Raw genomic sequence first — 21305 nt, forward strand, 5'->3', positions numbered from 1 at the left:
TCTTTACACATACGTTATAATAGGCGGTCGTTCATCAAATAACGCCCACACACTGCATTTATATTAAGAGAAAGGGCTTCTGTGGCAGAGAAGAACTCATCCGACGAGACCCAACAGGACTCGTCTACGGGCACCGTTGCCAAGAAGACTGCTCGAAAGACGTCCAAGAAGACGGCAGCCAAGAAAACGGCTGCGAAAAAGACGGCAGCTAGGAAGACAGCGGCGAAAAAGACCGCGAAGAAGACTACGCGCAAGGCCACCAAGAAGACTGCGGCGAAGAAGACCACGGCCAAAAAGACCGGAGCGAAGAAGACCGCAGCCAGGGGCCGCGCAGCGGCGAAGACCGACGACGAGGATGTGCTGACCACCTCGACCACCGAGGGCGTGAATGAGGACATCAAGGACGACCTCGCCCCAGATCTCGACGATGATCTGGATCCGGACCTGGACGGGGACCTTGATGACGATCTGGATGACGACCTCGACGATGGGCTTGAGGATGATCTAGACGATGACCTCTCCGACGAAGATTCCGATGAGGACGAGGAGTCCGAGGAGGACGACAACGACGGTAGCTTCGTCTGGGACGAAGACGAGTCCGCAGCACTCCGCCAGGCCCGCAAGGATGCCGAGCTCACGGCGTCTGCGGACAGTGTGCGCGCCTACCTGAAGCAAATCGGTAAGGTGGCTCTGCTGAACGCGGAGCAGGAGGTGTCCCTGGCCAAGCGCATCGAGGCCGGCCTGTACGCCCGTCACCGGATGGACCAGATTAAGGAGTCCGGCGAAAAGCTCTCCCCGATGAGCCGTCGTGACCTTCGAGAAATCGAGCGCGATGGTCGGCGCGCCAAGAACCACCTGTTGGAAGCCAACCTTCGTCTGGTGGTATCCCTGGCTAAGCGCTACACGGGCCGCGGCATGGCCTTCCTGGATCTGATCCAGGAAGGCAACCTGGGCCTGATCCGCGCGGTGGAGAAGTTCGACTATGTCAAGGGCTACAAGTTCTCCACGTACGCCACGTGGTGGATCCGTCAGGCCATCACCCGCGCGATGGCTGACCAGGCCCGCACGATTCGTATTCCAGTCCACATGGTGGAGGTCATCAACAAGCTGGGACGTATCCAGCGTGAGCTTCTCCAGGACCTCGGCCGCGAGCCTACCCCAGAGGAATTGGCGCGCGAGATGGACATCACCGTGGATAAGGTGATGGAGATCCAGCAGTACGCCCGTGAACCGATCTCTCTGGACCAGACCATCGGCGACGAAGGCGATTCTCAGCTAGGTGACTTCATCGAAGACTCCGAGGCCGTGGTGGCTGTGGACGCGGTATCCTTCACCCTCCTCCAGGATCAGCTGCAGGATGTCCTTCACACGCTGTCGGAGCGTGAGGCCGGCGTCGTAAAGCTACGTTTCGGTCTGACCGACGGCATGCCACGGACGTTGGATGAAATCGGTCAGGTCTACGGCGTAACGCGCGAGCGTATCCGCCAGATCGAGTCCAAGACCATGTCCAAGCTGCGCCACCCGTCGCGCTCCCAGGTGCTGCGCGACTACCTGGACTAGCAGCCCCGCGTTACCAGCGTCGCAGGTACGCTATTCGGTCCCGCAATTGCTCTGCAGTGCACAGAGCGGTCGCGGGACCTCCGCAATTGCGGCGGACCTCGTTGTGAATCGCTCCATGCGGCTTGCCGGTGCGCGCCGCGGTCATGGACACCAGCGTGTTGAGTTCCTTGCGTAGTGCGGGAAGCTCTTGGCTCGCCACCCGCCGGGCGTGCAGGTTCGCGCCGCTGCCCTCCTCGGCAGCTGCCTCGGCTTTCTTCGCCGCGCGCTCCTGCTCCTCCGCGAGCTTCGCCTTGCGATCCCGCTCGCGCGCATCCAGTTGCTCCTGTTGCCGCTGGCGCAGCAGCGTACGCATCTGCTCGGCATCCAGCAGCCCGGGCAGACCCAGGTAGTCCTGCTCCTCCGCTGAGCCCGCCATCGTGGCCGTGCCGTAGGTGGAACCGTCGAAAATCAGCGAGTCCAGCTCGGCTTCCGCGCCGACCGACTCATAACCGCGCTCTTCGCCCGGTTCGTTCTGCTCGCGATTCGCCGCCGCCAGCAGATCGTCATCGAGCCCGTCAGACGGCCGATCCGGGTTGGCTAACACGTGGTTGCGTTGCTTTTCCATTTTCGACGCCAGCTCGAGCAACACCGGCACACTCGGCAAGAACACGCTCGCGGATTCTCCCGGCCTGCGGGAGCGCACGAAACGCCCGATGGCCTGGGCAAAGAACAGCGGCGTGGAGGCGCTCGTGGCGTACACGCCCACGGCCAAGCGCGGGACGTCCACGCCCTCGGAGACCATGCGCACCGCGACCAACCACTCGTCCTGATTATCGTTGAACTGCTTGATGCGGTCGGACGCGCCGGCTTCATCGGACAGCACCACGGTCACGGGCGTGCTGCTGAGCTGTTCCAGGATCTTCGCGTAGGCGCGGGCGGTCTGCTTGTCCGAAGCGATAACCAGCCCACCAGCATCGGGGGTGTGCTCGCGCAGCTGCTGCAGGCGCGTGTGGGCGGCCTGCAACACCGCGGGAATCCAGTCACCGCGCGGATCCAGGGCCGTGCGCCACGCACGCGCCGTCTGCTCAGCGTTCAGTGGCTCGCCCAGCCGCGCCTCGAATTCTTCCCCGGCGCTGTTTCGCCAGCGCGCCGTGCCGGAGTAGGTCAGGAACACGACTGGCCGCACCACGCCGTCCTTCAGGGCCTCCGAGTAGCCGTAGGTGTAGTCCGCGGAGGATTGCAGACCGCCTCCCCCGATGTCTTCGTAGCGCACGAAGGGGATTTGCGCATCGTCAGAGCGGAACGGCGTACCGGTGAGGGCCAACCGTCGCTCCGCGTGCGCGTAGGCGAAGCGCACGCCGTCGCCCCAGCTTTTGGCGTCTCCTGCGTGGTGGATCTCGTCCAGAATCACCAGCGTCTTTTGCGCGGTGGCCACCTGGTAGTGCTTGGTGGGCTTCATGCCCACCTGGGCATAGGTCACGGCCACGCCATCAAAGGCCTGGTTGAAGGCCGAGGAGTTACTAAAAGACGGGTCGATGGAAATGCCCTGGGCGGCCGCAGAAAGCGACCACTGGAGTTTGAGGTGTTCGGTGGGCACCACGATGACGATCCGCTGCACCACTCGGGTATCCAGCAGCAGGCGTGCTGTAGTCAGCGCGAAGGTGGTCTTACCAGCGCCTGGGGTTGCGACCGCGAGAAAGTCCTGGGGGTTGTCCTCCAGGTATTTCTGTAAGGCTTCGCGTTGCCACAGACGCAGATGATCCAGCGAGGGACTGTGGGTAGACGTGACAGCTCCCTCCCCTTTAACGCCTACGCAGGGACTGGTAGATCTGTTCGCAGTCAGGGCACACGGGGGATCCGGGCTTGGCCTGCTTGCGCACGGGGAAGGTTTCACCACACAGGGCAACAACCATGTTTCCCATCACTGCCGATTCGACGATCTCGTTTTTCTTCACGTAGTGGAAGAACTTCGGGGTGTCCTCGTCATTGCGCTGGTCAGTGGTTACTTCAGGGCGCTCAATTGTCGTTGTGCTTGGTGTACTCACAGTGTTCCATCATGCCCTGTCACTGTCCCAATTTCCAGCTGCGTACTAGTGTGGAGACCATGGCTGCAGGTGGCAGACGCGAACACGACGTCGAATTGATTACGGACGCTCGGAGGTCTCCCCTTGAGGGATGGCACCGGCGTCGCCGCCTGTATATGATCCTCCAGGCGATTCGCCTCCCGCTGTTCCTGGCGTCGGGGTTGGTGTGGTGGCTCCTGGGTAATCAGGTGCTCGCAGTGGTGATTGTGTGCATTTCCCTGCCACTGCCCTGGGTGGCGGTGCTCCTAGCTAATGAGCGCGGCGAGGCCGATAAGAAGTCCCGCTCTGTCTATAAGCCGGGCCTGGTGCGCGAGAATCGGGCTCGGGTGGAGTCGGCCCGCCGGGCGGCCTTGGAATCCGGCGAGACTCACGCTTCGCCGTCCCTGGCTCCAGTGGTGATTGACCATGACGGCCGCTCGCAGGACCGTTAGGATAAGTCCTCGTGACTCTTTGTGACCCCACTTCCCCTGCCACGCAACAGACCCTTCGTGCGTTTGTCTCCGCTCTGGCGCACCGCGGGTACGGTTCCACCATGCTCACCACCGTGCTGGGCCCCGAGGGCTACGCCGCCATGCTCGCCGGCAATCCGGCTGGCGCGGTGTGGGCCGTTGACCACGGTGACTATGCCCCGGACAGCGTGGAGTACACCTGCGTTGCGGGCGTTGTCCTGCGCCGTGATCTGCCGCTGGATCAGTGGCGTGGCATCTACGGCGATGTGGACGGCTTGCTCGCCGCGGGCGTGCTCGAGGCCTCGCCCACCGACGCCACCCGTGCACACATCACCGTCGACATCCGACCCGTCGCCGCCCGCGGGACGGAGAGCGCCGAGGTGCTCATCGTCAGCGATCAGGATTCTTCGATGACTGCACGCACCCCCGCCCCGAATCACGTCCCCGGCGTGGGCAATGCCCCGTTATCGTTACTCTCCGTCCTTCCCCCTGTATCCGACGCCCAGCGCGCTGGCTCCCCACCCCTTCGTGTGTTGGATCTCGGCACGGGTTCGGGAGTTCTTGCCACCGTGTTAGCCACCTCTCATTCCGCCGTCGAGGTCACGGCGACCGACATCTCCTCCCGCGCTTTAGGGTTTGCCCGCTGCGCGTTCCCCCAGCACGCGAGCATCGACTGGGTGGAGGGCAGCTGGTTTGAGCCCGTCGAGGGACAGCTCTTCGATCTCATTGTCTCCAACCCGCCCTTTGTGATCGGCCCGGACTGCGGCTTAAGCTACCGCGAGACCCCGCTTGACTTCGATGGCGCCAGCCGACTGGTCGTCGAGCAGGCCGCGCAGCACCTGGCAAACCACGGCACGGCGCACCTGCTTGCGGCCTGGGCGCTCACCGAGGCCGACTCCGCAGCCTCCAAGGTCACGGGCTGGATCCCGGGTGAGGACATCAGAGCCTGGGTTGTGCAACGCGACCTGGTGGACATCACCACGTACGTTCACACCTGGCTCACTGATGAAGGGATCGACACCCGCTCGTCGGAGGGAATCAAGCGCACCGCAGACTGGTTGGACTATTTCATGGGCGCCGGTATCACCCATATCGGCATGGGCTATGTACACATGAAGCGCACCACGGGAACCAGCAGCGAGGTCACGTTCGAGGTGATGGATCAGGCCCTCCAGCCGGGCACCTTCTTAGGCCACGAAACGCGCGAGTGGTTCGCGCGTGCCGAGTGGTTGGATCGTCAGGATGCGCACAGCGTCCTGGATACGCAGTATGCGGCGCGGCCCACGCTGGCGTTGGAACATGTATCCGTCAGTGATGGAGACTTGGGCGTCGGATTTAAAGATTATGCACTACGCCTGAGCAGGACGGACGGGCCGGCGTGGAGTCACGAGGTCGACCAGCACGTGGCCGCGATCGTCAAGGGCATCAACCCAGATGGGTTGACGTTGCGGGACACTGCCGAGCTCTATGCTGCGGTCAATGGCCTGGACGGGGACGCCTTCACCGACGCGCTTGCGCCGATCGTGGTGGACCTGGTGCGACACGGCCTGATTCTTCCGGCAGATATAGTAGAGGAACTATGAAGGCAGTCATCAGTACCGTAAGCCACGCGTCCGTCACTGTAGAGGGCGAGGTTGTCGGCGAAGTTCAAGGGCCGGCGTTGCTGGCCCTCATCGGCGCCGGGCGGGAGGATTCGCCAGACGCGTGGGAGACTGTCGCGAGGAAAATCGCGGAGCTTCGCCTGTTCCCGGAGCGTGACGCGCCGTGGGATGAACCACGGACGCATTCGGCGCTGGACGTGGGAGCACAGATTCTGGTGGTCAGCCAGTTCACGTTGATGGGTGCGACTGCGAAGGGACGGCGCCCCTCCTGGTCTGCCGCGGCGCCTGGCGAGGTGGCCGAACCCATCATCACCAACATCATCGAGGCGCTGCGCGCGCGAGGCCTGCATGTGGAGAGCGGGCGCTTTGGAGCGATGATGCGTGTCCAGTCCACGAACGAAGGTCCATATACTGTACTCGTGGAGGCTGAGTAGATACCCCTATCTAGGGGTGATGAGGAGCGGGTATGTGACGCCGGGAACAAAGTGCTTCACGTATGCGTTACACACATAGAACCGCGCGAGCAACCTGTCGCGCACACTAACGGTATATACATCGATATACATCTCGGATGCCAATGAAGGGGCTGAGTGCAATGAGCAACTCTACGTTTGAGGAGACCACCGTCGATTCCACCGAGAACACAGACACCGTCGAGGATTCCGAACAGAAAACTGAAGATAAAGGTCGGCGCCGTGGAAATAACGATAACCCCTCGGCCGACCTCGTGCGCGTCTACCTCAACGGCATCGGCAAAACAGCCCTGCTGACCGCCGAGGATGAAGTTGAGCTGTCCCAGCGCATCGAAGCAGGACTGTACGCAGAGCACCTACTGAAGAACTCGGACGACTTAAGCCGCGCGAAGAAGCGCGACCTGAAGATCCTCGCCCGCGAAGGAAAGGCTGCCCGCGGCCACCTGCTGGAGGCTAACCTTCGTCTGGTGGTGTCCCTGGCCAAGCGCTACACGGGCCGCGGCATGCCTCTGCTGGACTTGATTCAGGAAGGCAACCTGGGCCTGATCCGCGCGATGGAGAAGTTCGATTACACCAAGGGATTTAAGTTCTCCACCTACGCGACCTGGTGGATCCGTCAGGCCATCACCCGCGGAATGGCTGACCAATCCCGCACGATCCGCCTTCCGGTTCACCTAGTCGAGCAGGTCAATAAGCTCTCCCGCATTAAGCGCGAGATGTACCAGCAGCTCGGCCGCGAGGCGACCAATGAGGAGCTGTCCGAAGAGTCGGGCATCGAGGAGCACAAGATCGAAATGCTGCTCAAGCAGTCTCGTGATCCGGTGAGCCTGGACATGCCGGTGGGTGCCGACGAGGAAGCGCCCCTGGGAGACTTCATCGAGGATTCCGAGGCAACGGATGCCGAGTCCGCGGTCGTGGCTTCCCTGCGCCACTCTGACATCCGCGCAGTTCTGGATACTCTCGAGGAACGGGAACAAGATGTGATCCGCTTGCGTTATGGTCTTGATGACGGCATGCCACGCACGCTGGATCAGATCGGTAAGCGCTTCGGACTGTCGCGTGAACGTGTCCGCCAAATAGAACGCGAAGTGATGGCTAAGCTGCGAGAAGGCGATCGTGCCGACAAACTCCGCGAATACGCCCTTTAAGCTGCTACTGTATGTGCAGTGCTAAAAGTTTTTACAGAAAGGTCCATAACTGGTGAGAGATCTCGTCGACACTACTGAAATGTACCTTCGTACAATTTACGAGCTGGAAGAAGAAGGGATCCCACCGCTGCGTGCCCGTATTGCGGAGCGTCTGGATCAATCCGGCCCGACCGTCAGCCAGACCGTAGCCCGCATGGAACGCGATGGTCTGTTGAGTATTTCCAAGGACCGTTCGCTGAAGCTCAGCGCCGAAGGTCGTGAGCTAGCCACCGCTGTGATGCGCAAGCACCGTTTAGCCGAACGCCTGCTCACCGATGTCATCGGCCTGCCCTGGGAGAAGGTGCACGATGAGGCCTGCCGCTGGGAACACGTCATGGGTGATGATGTTGAGCGGCGCCTGGTTGACGTGCTCAAGGAGCGCACCACCTCGCCGTTCGGCAACCCGATCCCCGGTCTGGACGTCTTGTTGGATGATGCACCAGATGAGCACCGCACGGAACTGCTGAACGAAGCGGAGGAAAACCACCACCCTGATGCTCAGCGTGCAGCGGATTTGAACGCCACCAAGCCCGTTGAGGTCATCGTGGCCAGCATCAACGAGATCGTCCAGGTGGAGCACAAGATCATGGCAAAGCTGTCCGTGCTGTCCATGGGTCCCGGCAGCACGGTGACCCTGGTCAACACCGAAGACGGCATTCGCCTGAGCAATGACAACGGGTACATCGACCTGCCCGACGAGTTGTCTCACGCCATTCAGGTAAAGGCTGTGAAGTAATCCATGACGGACTCCCCTACGTCGAGTAGTTCCTCTGCCCTTCCCTCCGGCGCGCACGTGGTGGTCACGGGCGGAGCCGGCTACGTCGGTAGCGTCTGCGCCCATGTGCTGGTGGAGCAGGGCTATAAGGTGACGATCATCGACGACTTCTCCACCGGTAATCGCGAGGCTGTTGCTCCTGGCGCAACACTGGTGGAAGGCGATGTCCGCGACGTGATCGGCGACGTACTCGCCGCCGGTGATGTGAGCGCCGTGTTCCATTTCGCAGCCCGCTCCCTCGTCGGCGAATCCGTGGAGAAGCCAGACCTGTACTGGCACCACAACGTGGTCACCAGCCTTCGTTTGCTCGATGCCATGCGGGAACACGGCGTATCCAACCTGGTGTTCTCCTCCACCGCCGCAACGTATGGCGAACCGCAGCAGGTTCCCATCACGGAGGACATGCCCACGCAGCCCACAAACCCTTATGGTGCGTCCAAGCTGGCGATCGACCACATCATCACCAGCTACGCGAAGGCCTACGGGCTGGGCGCGACCTCACTGCGCTATTTCAATGTTGCGGGTGCCTATGGGAGCGTGGGCGAAAACCGTGAGATCGAAACTCACCTGATCCCACTGGTTCTCCAGGTGGCCCTCGGGCATCGTGATTCCATCAGCATCTTCGGCACGGACTACCCCACCGAGGATGGCACGGCCGTGCGCGATTACATCCATATCCGTGATTTGGCCGACGCCCACCTCCTCGCCGCGTCCAGCAACGTCTCCGGAACGCACCGTATCTATAATCTTGGCTCCGGCGATGGATTTAGCGTGCGTCAGGTGATTGATACCTGCCGTGAGGTCACCGGCCACGCCATTCCGGCAGTGGAGTCCGAGCGCCGCGCCGGTGACCCGGCTACGCTCGTTGCCTCCTCGGCCCGCGCGATCGAGGAGCTGGGATGGTCGCCGTCACGCAGCGACATCACCACTATCGTGAAGGACGCGTGGGCCTTTACCAGCGCTCTGGGTGACCGGGCACACAGCGCCAAGGATTAGAGGTTAAGCGCCCGGGTGATTGCCGGCCATTCCAGCACATCCAGGGCCTCATCGAGTTGCTCCGCCCACTCAATGAGCTCCTCAACCTCGGCATCATCCACCACATCGGCTGCGCACTCCCCCGACAGCTCGAGTGTGAGCGAGGCGAGATGATGCAGGCTGCACGCCACCACAGCGCGCACGGTCTGTCGCTGGTGCCCACAACGCATGGTGGCCAGCAGAACCTCGAGCATCTCCTCGGTCAGGCAATCATGGTGATTCCTCTGCGACCGGGCCGCACATTCGTCCGCGGCACCTGCGGCGACGAAATGAGCCAACGATCCCTCGTCGTTGGAGGCAAGAATGACGCTGAGCAGCGCCAACAGCCGAATCCTCATGCTGCCGCGAGTGCGCCGCGCACATTCGGCCACCATATCCCTCATGACCGGGTTGACTGTTCCCTGGGCACAGAGCACCAGGAAGGTGTGGTCGTCCTCATCAATGGCCAGCCGCGCCACCGCCATCAACGCCTCGTGATCCTCAATCACCTCGTCCAAGGATCGGTGGCCGAGCACCACATCGGACAGTAATCGAGTCACGGCGAGGATGGCGTCGGTATGTTCGTCGGCGTCCTTACCCCCAGGAGTCTCTGCCAGCAGCTCACGGGTATCGAGTCGAGGCATCGTGGGCAACAGCCAGCGTTCCCGTTCCTCCCGGTCCTTGAGTTGCAGTGCCCCGCTGCATCGCCCGATGGTGCGCAGTGGGTTATCGTCCACATCCTCCACCACTCCGCCCATCTCGCCGTCCGGGAAGCACCAGGGAGCGCCAGACTCGATCTTCTCCACCCAATGAAGCCCGTTGATCCCCACGAGGTTGTCCTCGAAGAACATGCCCAGCACGGACAGCAGACCACAGGCCAGTTCCTCCTCCTCGGACACGGCAATCACCACGACCTCGGGTTCGTTCAGGGTGTCGCACACGGCCACGATTTGGTCCACTCCTTCGGCGATGGAGCGCATACCCAGGTCTGTGCGCACGATGGGGCCGATCCTCATGGCGCGACCCGTAGTCGAGGCGTTGTAGAGCCCCACGATCACCAGGGATTCCTCAGGGGTGAATCCCATGAGGGCTGGGATGCTGGCAATGAGGGTGCCCGGGTTTCCGCCCAATTTCACGCGGGGGCGGTCCTCCTCATAGTCGAGGGGAGACTGGGTATTATTCGTCGAGGGAATATCTCGGTCTGTCATGCTGTTGTACCTTTCGAAAGCCAAGCCAGGAAGCACAATGGCTACGCTGTGTGATGAATGAAGCGAGACCATAGAACCACCCCCACCTCACGGTGCAGAGGCAGTGTGATGGCCGCCAGCCTTCTTCACACAGGCTGATGTGGAAAACCCGCGGGCTGTGGAAAACCCATTCAACTCCCGCGGCAGCGCGAGTTTTCCCATGTCATTGGCTATCTCTGCTAGTCTTTGTCCGATACCTTTGGGACAGTGTAGGAAATTTTGAAGGAGCATATCGTGTCTGAGAACATGTACGATCTGGAGTACCCCGCCCCCGTTGTGCACGGTGATCAGTCAGATTCTCCTGTGCCTCTCATCGTCGCTCTTCAGGGCTATGCGGACGCCGGCCAAGCCGTGGTAAATGTGGGCACTCATCTGCTCCAGGCACTGGATAATCAGCTGGTTGCATCCTTTAACCTGGATCAACTCGTGGACTACCGCTCACGCCGGCCTGGAGTCACCCTCGATCACAACAGCATTGTGGACAGTGACCGGATGAGTTTGAACCTCCACGTGTTGAAAGATGACAGCGGGCAACCCTTCCTGCTGCTGGCCGGGCCTGAGCCGGACCTGAAGTGGGAGGCCTTCTCCGATTCTGTAGTGCAGCTTGCTCGGCGGCTGAACGTCCACCGCGTGGTCTCGCTGTACTCTGCGCCCATGACCGTGCCGCACACTCGGCCGTTGATTGTTTCCGCGCATGCCTCGGATCCTGCGTTGCTGAAGGACTTCGCCACGTGGGATTCCAGGATGATTATTCCGGGTGCTGCTTCCCTGGAGACGGAGTTGAAACTCGCCCGCAGCGGTGTAGAAACGGTTGGGCTGACCGCCCACGTGCCGCACTACATTGCCGCGAACGATTACCCAGAGGCCACGGTCAAGCTCCTGCAGGCCGTATCCTCCACGATTGATCGCGAGTTCCCCCTGTCTGCCTTGGAGGGCGATCAATCCCGCGTCCAGCAGCAGCTGGAGAATCAAATGGAGGATTCGCCGGAGATCGCCCAAGTGGTGCAGGCGCTGGAGGGGCAATACGACGCCGAGGTGGAGCGACGTCGGCGTCGTCGGGAGAACAACCTGTTGCAGCCAGGCGAGGAGATCCCCACCGGCGACGAATTGGGTGCGGAGTTCGAGGCGTTCCTAGCGGATGTGGCGGATAAGGACACGGAGCCCGGCGACGACTAGCGGCGCCGACCGGCTCTGTACAGTGGAGGTAACTACTTACGAGGGGTGACCTACATTACCTCCACGCAGAAAGGACGTCCCGTGGGCATTGCGGCACAACTGGCGGAACTGCTTCCCGACCTAGACGAGGTACCAGAATCGCTGGTTGATGACGCGATCTTGGAGTCCTTCCTCGGTTGGACGCGTGATCGTGGGATCACGCTCTACCCCGCCCAGGAGGAGGCCGCCACTGCATTGGTGGCGATGGATAACGTCATTCTGGCCACGCCGACGGGCTCCGGAAAATCTATGGTGGCCATTGCCGCGCACTTTATTGCGTTGGCGCGAAAGCAACGGAGCTTTTATACGGCACCCATTAAGGCGCTGGTGAGTGAAAAGTTCTTCGATTTGTGCCAGACGTTCGGACCCGAAAACGTCGGCATGATGACCGGCGATGCCACGGTCAATGGCAATGCGCCGATTATCTGCGCCACCGCGGAAATTGTGGCCAATATCGCGCTGCGCGACGGAAAGAATGCGCGCATTGACCAAGTGGTCATGGACGAGTTCCACTATTATTCGGAGCCCGACCGCGGGTGGGCTTGGCAGATTCCTCTGCTGGAGTTGCCGCAGGCACAGTTTTTATTGATGAGCGCCACGCTGGGTAACACGGAGTGGTTGGAAAAAGATCTCTCTGAACGCACTGGCCGCACCAGCACGTTGGTGAGTGGGTCGGTGCGCCCTGTTCCGTTGGAGTTTGACTACGTCTACACCCCGGTGCACGAGACGATTCAGAACCTGATCCACGAGGGCCTGTCTCCCATCTACGTGGTGCATTTCAGCCAACGGGAGGCGATCGAACGGGCGCAGTCCTTGACCAGCATGTCTCTGGTGGATGAAGAAGCCAAGAAGGCGATCGCAGAGGGCATTGGCTCCTTCAGGTTCAGTTCTGCCTTCGGTAAGACGCTCTCGCGGCTTCTGCGGCGCGGCATTGGTGTGCATCACGCTGGAATGCTGCCGAAGTACCGGCGTTTGGTGGAAAAGCTTTCCCAAGCCGGCCTGCTGAAAGTCATTTGTGGCACCGATACTTTGGGCGTGGGGATTAACGTCCCTATTCGCACGGTTCTGATGACCGGTCTTGCAAAATACGACGGCGTGAAGCAACGCCTGGTGAAATCCCGCGAGTTCCATCAAATTGCCGGCCGCGCCGGCAGAGCCGGTTATGACACCAAGGGAACGGTAATTATTCAAGCTCCTGAGCACGAGATCGAGAATTATCGCCTTCGCGAACGCGCCGGTTCTGATCCCAAGAAGCTCAAAAAGCTTCGCAAGAAATCAGCCCCGGAGGGTCAGGTTGTGTGGACGGAAAAGACCTTTGACCGCCTCAGCGTGGCCGAGCCCGAGGAGCTGATGAGCCAGTTCCGCATGTCTCACTCCATGCTGCTCAACGTGGTGGCGCGCGAGCAATGGACCTATGAGGCTCTCGAGAATCTTCTGCGCACCAACCATGACTCTCGCGCCAAGCAGAACAAGTCCATTATCCACACCATCGAGCTGTATCGCGGGCTGATCAACGCAGGCATTGTGGAGGAGTTTCCCGATGACACACCGTCGGGCCTGAACGCGCGTCTGACGCAGGACATGCAGCGCGACTTCGCCCTGAATCAGCCCCTGTCCCCCTTCGCGTTGGCCGCGCTGGACCTGTTGGATCCCGAGTCGGAGACATACACCCTGGACATCATCTCCACCTTCGAGGCCGTGTTGGACGATCCGCGCCAGGTGCTGCTGGCCCAACGCGCGCACGCCCGCGGCGAGGAGATCGCCGCTCTGAAGGCCGAAGGGGTGGACTACACCGAGCGGATGGCCATCGTGGAAGATATTTCCTGGCCACAGCCGCTGGCCGACGAGCTGGAGGAGGCCTACGAGACCTTCTGCGAGGGCAACCCCTGGGCACGCGATTTTGAATTGAGCCCGAAGTCCGTGGTGCGTGACATGATCGAAAAGGCCATGACGTTCAGCGATCTCATCGCCACCTATAGCTTGGGACGTTCCGAGGGCGTGGTGCTGCGATACCTGACCGACGCCTGGCGCACGTTGGAACATTCAGTCCCACTCACGCATCGGACCGAGGAGTTGGAGGACATCCTGGTGTGGCTGGGAGAGCTCATTCGCCAGGTTGATTCCTCCCTCATCGACGAGTGGACGGCCATGGCCGATCCGGATGCCAGCCTGACTGAAGAGCAGGTCCAGGAGCTGGCCTACGGAGTGGAGGATCCGTCATTGCTGACGAGCAACCCTCGTGCGCTCAAGCGCATGGTGCGCAATCACTTCTTCCGCCACGTGGAGTTGTTCGCCTTCGAGAAGGAGGAGCAGCTGGAGACGTTGGACTCCTACCTGGACTCGCCCCCAGACTGGCCGACTGCCATGGATCACTACTTCGAGGAGTATGCCGACGTAGGACTGGACGCAGCCGCGCGGGCCTCCCACATGATCCTCATCCGTGAAGGTGAGGGCGACGAGAAGAACTTCTGGTTCGTTCGCCAGATTATCGACGACCCCGAGGGCGACCATGGGTGGGCGTTGGAAGGCGTGGTGGACCTTGACGAAACCGATGAGGCCGGCGAGGTGCGCTTGGGCGAGCTCAAGATCGTCGAGGGCTAGCGCCGCGGTGCCATCACCGAGCGCTCCACGATCTCGCGGCTTCGTGTCACCACGTCGTGGTACGTGTTTTCCAGGATCCGTCCCAGGGCCCTAAACTCCTCCACCTGCACGGAACTGTTTCTGTAGACGAGTTCTACCGTCCGACTCGCCGTGCGTGCCCCACCCTTGATGGTCGCAATGCCAAGCCCGGGGCGTTGGCACTCCGCTTCCACTGCCGACAGCGGGATCAAGGTGGAGCCCAGGCCTGCGGCCACCATTTGCACAATCGTGGACAATCCGGCAGCCCGGGTGCGATCGTGCTGAGGATTGGTGCTCAGTTCCGCGCGGCGGCAGATGTTTAGCACCTGATCGCGCAGACAGTGCCCTTCGTCGAGCAGCAGCAGATCCAATGCCTCGAGCTCGCGCACACTCACATCGCGGCGTCCAGCCAGCGGACTAGACGACGGCACAATGAGCACAAACTCTTCGGTGTACAGCTCAGTGGAGTCCAGTCCCTTCACGTCTTCTCCCCCGGCGATGATCGCCACGTCGATTTTTCCCTGTCGCAGGGAATCGCTGAGGCTCGACGTCTGCCCCTCAATAATGTGGGGTTGAAGGTCCGGGGCTTCGGAAGGCAGGCGCTTCAAGAATCCCGGGAGGATGAACGGGGCGATGGTGGGAATGATGCCCACCGTAAACTCCCCGATCAACGCCCCGTGCCCTCCTTTGGCCAAGGCAACCAAGCAGTCCAGGCTATCCAGCGTGGCGCGAGCGTGCGGAAGCAGGCTGCGCCCCACGGGGGTGACGATGACTCGCCGGGTGGAGCGTTCAATCAGCTGCGCTCCCAGACCCATCTCCAAGGCGTTCAAACCCTGAGACAGCGATGGCTGGGAGATTCCCAGCTGTATCGCCGCGGTACCGAAGTGACCGGTCTCAGCGATAGTCGTAAAAGTTCTCAGTTGAGAGATCGTGGGGCGATACTCGCGTGGGCTCACGGCTGCATCCTTTCTTCCTTCAAATGTGCTTAGTCTACTCATAATTAGTTTCTCTTGTGAAGAATATTAACAATTATGTTTCGCGACAAAGGTTAAGCCTATGCAACAGCGTCCATTGTGAGAGGTCGCGCAGCAACACTTGATAGACTCTGTCCAGTGAACACGCCCAAGGACACCCGCGCTCGTAAGCCTCGCACGCACGCCAAGTCTCACTCCCGGCACCGTAGAAACCGCCCGTTGCGGACCATCCCCCCGATGACGTACCCCGACCTTCCCGTCTCTGACCGGAGGCAGGAAATCATGGATGCCATCAGCGCCCACCAGGTGGTCATCATCGCCGGAGAAACGGGATCGGGAAAAACCACTCAGATCCCGAAGATGTGTCTTGACCTGGGCCGTGGGCGTCGGAAAATCATCGGGCACACCCAGCCCCGCCGCATCGCAGCACGCAGCGTGGCGGAGCGCATCGCAGAAGAGACGAACTGCACCATCGGCGACCCCGCATCCCTCGTGGGATACAAGATACGATTCGACGACACCCTCTCGTCCCACACCGCCGTGAAATTGATGACCGATGGCGTGCTGCTCAACGAGATTCAGCACGATCGTCTCTTGCACGACTACGACACCATCATCATCGACGAGGCCCACGAGCGCTCCCTCAACATCGACTACCTCCTGGGCTACCTCAAGCAGCTGCTTCCCCGCCGCCCCGATCTGAAGGTCATCATCACCTCAGCGACGATCGACCCCGAAAGCTTTGCCGAACATTTCAAGGATGCCGACGGCGAACCCGCCCCCATCATCGAAGTGTCCGGGCGAACCTACCCTGTCGAGGTGCGTTATCGGCCACTGTATACCGAAAGGCTCAACGAGAAAACAGGTGAGATCGTTCGCGACGAGATCGACCCCCTCGACGGCCTGGTCGCAGCCTGTCAGGAACTCATGCGGGAAGGCCAGGGAGACATCCTGTGCTTCTTCTCCGGCGAGAGAGAGATTCGCGACGCCGCCGAGGTGCTCTCGGGAGAATTCACCGCGAAGGGACGCGGGCCCGGCGTCGATATCCTCCCCCTGTTTGGTCGTTTGTCTAACGCGGAACAGCATCGCGTGTTCCAGCCGCAAGGAACACGGCGACGCATCGTGCTGGCGACCAACATCGCGGAGACGTCCCTGACAGTGCCGGGGATCCACTACGTGATCGACACCGGCGTGGCCAGGATTTCCCGCTATTCCCACAGGACCAAGGTTCAGCGCCTTCCGGTGGAGCCCATCAGCCAGGCCAGCGCTCAGCAGCGTTCGGGACGCTGTGGACGTACCGCCGACGGCATCGCCATCCGGCTGTACTCGGAGGAGGACTTCGAGGCTCGGCCGGAGTTCACCGACCCGGAGATCCTGCGCACGCACCTGGCGAGCGTCATCCTGTCCATGGCGGCGTTGAATCTTGGGTCTATCGAGGAGTTTCCGTTTATTCAGGCGCCAGATCGTCGGTCGATTCGCGATGGTGTTGCCCTGCTGCAGGAGCTGGGGGCGCTCACCCCGGATAAAAGGCAAGAGTTGACGCCCATCGGCCGCGACCTGGCGCGCATCCCTACGGACCCGCGTCTTGCCCGCATGCTTGTGGAAGGCCACCGCAACAACGTCATGGAACCACTGTGCGTGATCGTGGCCGCGCTCAGCATCCAGGACGTGCGGGAGCGCCCGTTGGAGCACCAGCAGAAGGCCGACGAGCTGCACGCCCGCTTCGCCGCCGATTCTGATTTCATCGGCGTGCTTCGCCTGTGGAACTACCTGCAGGAACAGCGGCAGTCGCTGTCCGGTAATCAATTCCGGAAGCTTTGCCAGCAGGAGTTCCTGCACTACATGCGCATCCGGGAATGGATGGATCTGGTCCGTCAGCTGCTGACCGTCATTCAGGACTTGTCCTGGTCTATCCCGAACATCCCCCACGTGCGTGAATTAGTGTTCGCCGCGGACAGCATCAACGAGGACATGATTCACAAATCCATCCTCTCGGGCTTACTCACCCATGTGGGCATGCGTGAGGGAAACTCGAAGCAGTTTACGGGCACCCGGAACTCCCGCTTTGTGATCCACCCTTCCAGCCACGCGGCTAAAAAGCCGCCACAGTGGGTAATGGCTGCCGAGCTGGTCGAAACCAGTCAGATCTTCGCGCGCTCTGTGGCCCCCATTGCGCCGGAGTGGCTGGAAGAGTTGGCTCCGCACCTAACCAAAACCACCTATTCGGAGCCGCACTGGTCTTCCAGGAAGGGCGCCGCCATGGCGACTCAGAAGGTTTTGCTGTTGGGGCTGCCTGTCATTGCGGATCGGCCTGTCTTGCTGGGCAAGGTTGATAAGGAGACTGCCCGCGAGCTCTTCATCCGCCATGCGCTGGTGGAGGGTGACTGGCGGACTCGCCACCACTTCTACAAGCACAATCTGGAGCTTCTGGAGCAAGCCAGCTCTTTGGAGGATAAGGTTCGCCGCCGGGACATTATCGTTGATGACCAGACACTCTTCGACTTCTACGACGCCCGCCTTCCCGACCACATTATCTCCGCCCGCCACTTTGATTCGTGGTGGAAGAAGGCCCGGCATAAGAATCCCGAGCGACTGAATTTCTCCCTCGACAAGCTCATTGAGTCTCACGAAGGCGCCGCGGAGGCCGATGAGTTTCCGGACACGTGGAAGCAGGGTTCGCTGGAGTTCGAGCTGTCCTATGTGTTCCGTCCCGGAGATCCCGATGACGGCATCACGATGCGCATTCCGCTGCCGCTGCTCGGCAATGTGTCCGCTGCCGATGCTCAGTGGCTGGTGGCGGGCATGAGGCAGGAATTGGTCATTGTTCTGATCAAGTCCCTGCCGAAGGCTTTGCGCACCTCGGTGGTGCCGGCGAATCAGTTTGCTGAGCAAGCGTTAAAGCGCATGGTGCCTTTTGATGGCCCAATCGACGTGGCCTTGGCCGACGCGCTTCGGCAGCTGGGTGGTGTGGGCATTTCTGCCTCGGATTTCAATTGGGAGCGCGTGCCTGATCACCTGAGGATGCAGTTCGCGGCGATTGATCGCCGGGGGAAGGTGGTGAAGAAGTCTCGCGTTTTGGCTGATTTGCAGACGTCTCTGAAGGCGCAGGTCACGAGTGCTGTGGCTCAAGCTTCTGCTCGGCAGGCACCGTCGCCGAACGATGGCGCTGCCCACTCCTCGCGTTCGGGTGGCACATCGACCGGTGATGTTCTCGCCTCGGCAGGGCGATGGGATGCCGACGGTATCGGGGTGATTCCGGAGACGATGTCCACCGTGATTGATGGACAGACTGTCGAGACGTACCCGGCGTTGGTGAAGTCCCCTCAGGGTGTGGATCTGAAGGCATTCCCCTCGCAGCAGGCTGCTGCAGGCCAACAGTTCAAGTTCGTGCTGGACTCTATGACGTCGGCCTGTACCGTCTCTGCCCCGCAAATGCTGAAGGGCTTGCCGCTGCGTCAGAGAGTCGCGCTGGAAAGCGGTGTTGCAGGCGGTTTTGAGCCCCTGCTTGCCGATATTGTAACGGTGGCCTGCAAGGATATTCTGATGTCCGCGGGGCCGATTGTGCGTGATCCTGACACCTGCGCCGAGGTGATCGATTCAGCCCGACGCCGAGGGCCCTCGTTAGTGAGGCAGTACGTGGTAGCTGTGGCTCCCGCTATCTTGGCGGTGGCCGACATGCGTGCTGAGCTGAAGGGTTGGTCTGGCGCAGCCATTGAGGACATGAACGCGCAGCTGGAGTTCTTCGCGGGACCACACGCCCTTGCACGGCATGGTGTACAGCCGTTTCAGCATGTTCCGCGCTATGTGGCGGCGATGAAGGAGCGTCTGGAGTTGCTGGATCGTGATCCGGACCGCGAGGCTGATCTGGACGATCAGGTCCAGGAGGCGATTGCCGCTCTCGAGGATACGTTACGCAGGCTCCCGTCCACTCGTGCAGCGTCCCCACAGGTCAAGGAGGTTCGGTGGATGATCGAGGAGTTCCGGGTGAGCCTCTTTGCCCAGCATTTGGGCACCACGCGGACCGTGAGTCTTCCGCGCATTAGGAAGGCCTTGGCGAAGATCCGCTAGTCCTGGTCTGCGTGTCCGCCACGCTGTTGCCGATGGGTACGCAGGGATCCGATCTCTTGCTCGAAGTCCTCGGCACTGTCGAAGGATTTGTAGACGGAGGCAAACCTGAGGTACGCAACCTCGTCCAGGTCTCTCAAGGGGCCCAGAATAGCCAAGCCGATATCGTGGGCCTGCACCTGGGATCCGTGATCGGCGCGGATCGCTTGTTCCACTTCGTGCGCGAGTCGCTTCAGTGCGTCGTCAGAAACTTCTCGTCCCTGGCATGCGCGGCGTACGCCCTTGATGACCTTGTCCCTACTGAAGTCTTCTACCACCCCGTTGCGCTTGGTCACCAGCAGAACTGAACGTTCGATCGTGGTAAAGCGATGTTCACAGGCGGCGCATTCGCGACGCCGCCGGATCGCCATTCCCAGTTCGATCGAACGGGAGTCAACAACACGAGACGATTCGGATCCACACGAAGGGCACAACACATGTTCATCCTATCCCCCTTCCGGTCCCGTGGGCTATCTAGGTGAGATATCGCCAGCGTTGCTGTCGATACTCACATGCTCAACCACGGGCGCTGGCTGTGGTTGAGCTGGCTCCTCACTCCAGAACACCGGGCTTAACCCCAGCGCCAACACGATAGCCCCCAAGGAGACTGCAACACCACCGCGCGATCGCGCAACCATATCGGCTCGCCGCATGACGCGCTGGATCAGCGAATGCCGATGTGAATATTCGAACACAGTATGCGGTGTTGCTGCGATGCGACGCCGACGGCTCACTAAACTGCGCGACGGAGCAACAGCACGTCCTGCCCCGGCAGTGTTCGATTCTAGAGAGGCCTGGTGCTCATCCCACATGGGCTTCTGCTGCACACGCATATCAGGATCCAGCCGGGCAATCGATCCGGGTATCGCACGCCGCGCCGCACTGCGATCCGTTTGGCGCTCTACCTGCTGAGTAAATGACGTAGTCACGAGTGACCACTCCCTTCTGAGTACTGGTGCGTTCGGTTGTCATTCATTCTGTCATCCGCGCCTCACAGCGCCGTGCACATAATCGAACGCCTTCGTCTCTATGTTCTATTTTCTGCTTAACGAAGAATTTAGCACAGGCGTTCGAGTCCGTCTAGACCTTTGTGAACTTTTTTCGAACAAATGCTTTAAGTTGTTCGATAACTGCGCTAGAGTTGAGCGCACAGCACCATCAACGAAGGCAGGAGCCCATGCCAGAGACTGAAAACACTCGTGCCACAGTGACTCCCCTCGAAGGGACGTCTGCGGCACAATCTCAACCGCGCCGTCGGCGCGGCCGCCCGAAGAAGACTGCCGAAGAGCGCGCAGCAGAGCAGAGCGCGTCTGAAAAAGGTGGCAAGGCCACGTTGACCGCTCGCCAACGCCGCATCATGGAAGTCATTCGAGACTCCACCGTGTTGCGGGGTTACCCGCCGAGCATCCGCGAAATTGCAGACGCGGTTGGCCTACACTCCACCTCCTCGGTCTCGTACCACCTCACGCAGCTAGAGGAAAAGGGCTTTCTCAAGCGCGAACTGAAGCGCCCGCGCGCTGTGGATGTTCGCGCATACAACCAGTCTGCGGAGGATCCCAGCAACCAACCGAAGCCCGGCAGGAAGCCCAAGGCCGCTCAGGTAGACGCTGAAGGATTGGAGCTTCCCACGGCCACCTACGTGCCCGTCGTCGGACAGATCGCTGCCGGAAATCCGATTCTTGCCGAACAACACGTAGAGGCCCACTTCCCTCTTCCCGAGGAGCTCGTCGGTAGTGGCGAGTTGTTCCTCCTGCAGGTGGTGGGCATGTCTATGAAAGACGCGGGCATCTTGGACGGCGACTGGGTTGCAGTGAAGTCCCAGAACACCGCCGAGTTTGGGGACTTCGTGGCCGCTATGATCGATGATGAGGCGACCGTCAAGGAGTTCCATAAGGATGAGACTGGACTGTGGCTCCTCCCCCATAACGATGAGTTCGCGCCCATCCCGGCCGAGCAATCAACTATTCTCGGAAAGGTAGTTGCGGTTCTCCGCAAGGTCTAAGTGGCACGGAGCGCGTGCCCTC

General features: G+C 60.9%; 17 protein-coding genes. 11 read left to right on the forward strand and 6 right to left on the reverse strand.

The annotated features are described in order from the left end of the window. Positions 1–60 precede the first annotated feature (60 nt). On the forward strand, positions 61–1560 hold the full coding sequence (locus IAU67_RS04975; RefSeq protein ID WP_370451969.1) for an RNA polymerase sigma factor: 1500 nt from the start codon (positions 61–63) through the stop codon (positions 1558–1560). Between the two features lie 10 nt (positions 1561–1570). Here IAU67_RS04975 and IAU67_RS04980 read toward each other — a convergent pair whose 3' ends face one another. Continuing rightward, positions 1571–3304: a DEAD/DEAH box helicase gene (locus tag IAU67_RS04980; RefSeq protein ID WP_151842386.1), complete on the reverse strand. Its 1734-nt coding sequence runs from the start codon at positions 3302–3304 to the stop codon at positions 1571–1573. A 37-nt stretch (positions 3305–3341) separates the two neighbouring features. Next, positions 3342–3584, reverse strand: a complete 243-nt coding sequence (locus IAU67_RS04985) for a DUF3039 domain-containing protein (RefSeq protein WP_151841620.1) — start codon at positions 3582–3584, stop codon at positions 3342–3344. A 59-nt stretch (positions 3585–3643) separates the two neighbouring features. Between IAU67_RS04985 and IAU67_RS04990 the strand changes: the two genes are divergently transcribed. From IAU67_RS04990 to galE, 6 genes are all read left to right on the forward strand, one after another. After that, complete coding sequence (locus tag IAU67_RS04990) at positions 3644–4054, forward strand: DUF3099 domain-containing protein (protein WP_187767968.1); 411 nt, start codon at positions 3644–3646, stop codon at positions 4052–4054. Between the two features lie 11 nt (positions 4055–4065). Then, a complete protein-coding gene (locus IAU67_RS04995) occupies positions 4066–5655 on the forward strand; it encodes a DUF7782 domain-containing protein (protein WP_225723444.1) in 1590 nt (529 codons plus the stop codon). Beyond that, positions 5652–6107: a D-aminoacyl-tRNA deacylase gene (gene dtd, locus IAU67_RS05000; protein ID WP_151841622.1), complete on the forward strand. Its 456-nt coding sequence runs from the start codon at positions 5652–5654 to the stop codon at positions 6105–6107. Before IAU67_RS04995 ends, dtd begins: the two co-directional genes overlap by 4 nt. 161 nt (positions 6108–6268) lie before the next feature. Continuing rightward, positions 6269–7294 carry a sigma-70 family RNA polymerase sigma factor gene (locus IAU67_RS05005; protein WP_151841623.1) on the forward strand — a complete coding sequence of 342 codons (1026 nt, stop codon included), beginning with the start codon at positions 6269–6271 and terminating at the stop codon, positions 7292–7294. A 52-nt stretch (positions 7295–7346) separates the two neighbouring features. Continuing rightward, the gene (locus tag IAU67_RS05010; RefSeq protein WP_151841624.1) at positions 7347–8069 is read left to right on the forward strand and encodes an iron-dependent transcriptional repressor DtxR; all 723 of its coding nucleotides are present in this window, start codon (positions 7347–7349) and stop codon (positions 8067–8069) included. A 3-nt stretch (positions 8070–8072) separates the two neighbouring features. Further along, positions 8073–9104, forward strand: a complete 1032-nt coding sequence (gene galE / locus IAU67_RS05015) for a UDP-glucose 4-epimerase GalE (protein ID WP_151841625.1) — start codon at positions 8073–8075, stop codon at positions 9102–9104. Here galE and IAU67_RS05020 read toward each other — a convergent pair. Beyond that, positions 9101–10330: a DUF4192 family protein gene (locus IAU67_RS05020; RefSeq protein ID WP_187767857.1), complete on the reverse strand. Its 1230-nt coding sequence runs from the start codon at positions 10328–10330 to the stop codon at positions 9101–9103. The genes galE and IAU67_RS05020 overlap by 4 nt on opposite strands. A 285-nt stretch (positions 10331–10615) precedes the next feature. Between IAU67_RS05020 and IAU67_RS05025 the strand changes: the two genes are divergently transcribed. Together IAU67_RS05025 and IAU67_RS05030 are read left to right on the forward strand one after the other, a co-directional pair. Continuing rightward, complete coding sequence (locus IAU67_RS05025) at positions 10616–11545, forward strand: PAC2 family protein (RefSeq protein ID WP_151842388.1); 930 nt, start codon at positions 10616–10618, stop codon at positions 11543–11545. Positions 11546–11626: 81 nt separating this feature from the next. After that, positions 11627–14185 carry a DEAD/DEAH box helicase gene (locus tag IAU67_RS05030; protein ID WP_151842389.1) on the forward strand — a complete coding sequence of 853 codons (2559 nt, stop codon included), beginning with the start codon at positions 11627–11629 and terminating at the stop codon, positions 14183–14185. On the opposite strand, the gene IAU67_RS05035 is transcribed toward IAU67_RS05030, so the two are convergent. Beyond that, on the reverse strand, positions 14182–15159 hold the full coding sequence (locus IAU67_RS05035) for a hydrogen peroxide-inducible genes activator (RefSeq protein ID WP_151841627.1): 978 nt from the start codon (positions 15157–15159) through the stop codon (positions 14182–14184). The genes IAU67_RS05030 and IAU67_RS05035 overlap by 4 nt on opposite strands. A 156-nt stretch (positions 15160–15315) precedes the next feature. Here IAU67_RS05035 and hrpA point away from each other — a divergent pair, with 156 nt between their 5' ends. After that, positions 15316–19245, forward strand: coding sequence for an ATP-dependent RNA helicase HrpA (gene hrpA, locus IAU67_RS05040; RefSeq protein ID WP_225723445.1), 3930 nt, complete (start codon positions 15316–15318; stop codon positions 19243–19245). Here the strand turns inward: hrpA and nrdR are convergent. Continuing rightward, on the reverse strand, positions 19242–19718 hold the full coding sequence (nrdR, locus tag IAU67_RS05045) for a transcriptional regulator NrdR (RefSeq protein WP_151841628.1): 477 nt from the start codon (positions 19716–19718) through the stop codon (positions 19242–19244). The genes hrpA and nrdR overlap by 4 nt on opposite strands. 33 nt (positions 19719–19751) lie before the next feature. Next, the gene (locus tag IAU67_RS05050) at positions 19752–20210 is read right to left on the reverse strand and encodes a hypothetical protein (RefSeq protein WP_151841629.1); all 459 of its coding nucleotides are present in this window, start codon (positions 20208–20210) and stop codon (positions 19752–19754) included. A 248-nt stretch (positions 20211–20458) separates the two neighbouring features. Between IAU67_RS05050 and lexA the strand changes: the two genes are divergently transcribed. After that, a complete protein-coding gene (lexA, locus tag IAU67_RS05055) occupies positions 20459–21283 on the forward strand; it encodes a transcriptional repressor LexA (protein WP_151841630.1) in 825 nt (274 codons plus the stop codon). Positions 21284–21305: the final 22 nt, after the last annotated feature.

Origin of the sequence: Corynebacterium zhongnanshanii, assembly GCF_014490575.1 — a bacterium.
In the GTDB taxonomy this organism is placed as follows: domain Bacteria; phylum Actinomycetota; class Actinomycetes; order Mycobacteriales; family Mycobacteriaceae; genus Corynebacterium; species Corynebacterium zhongnanshanii.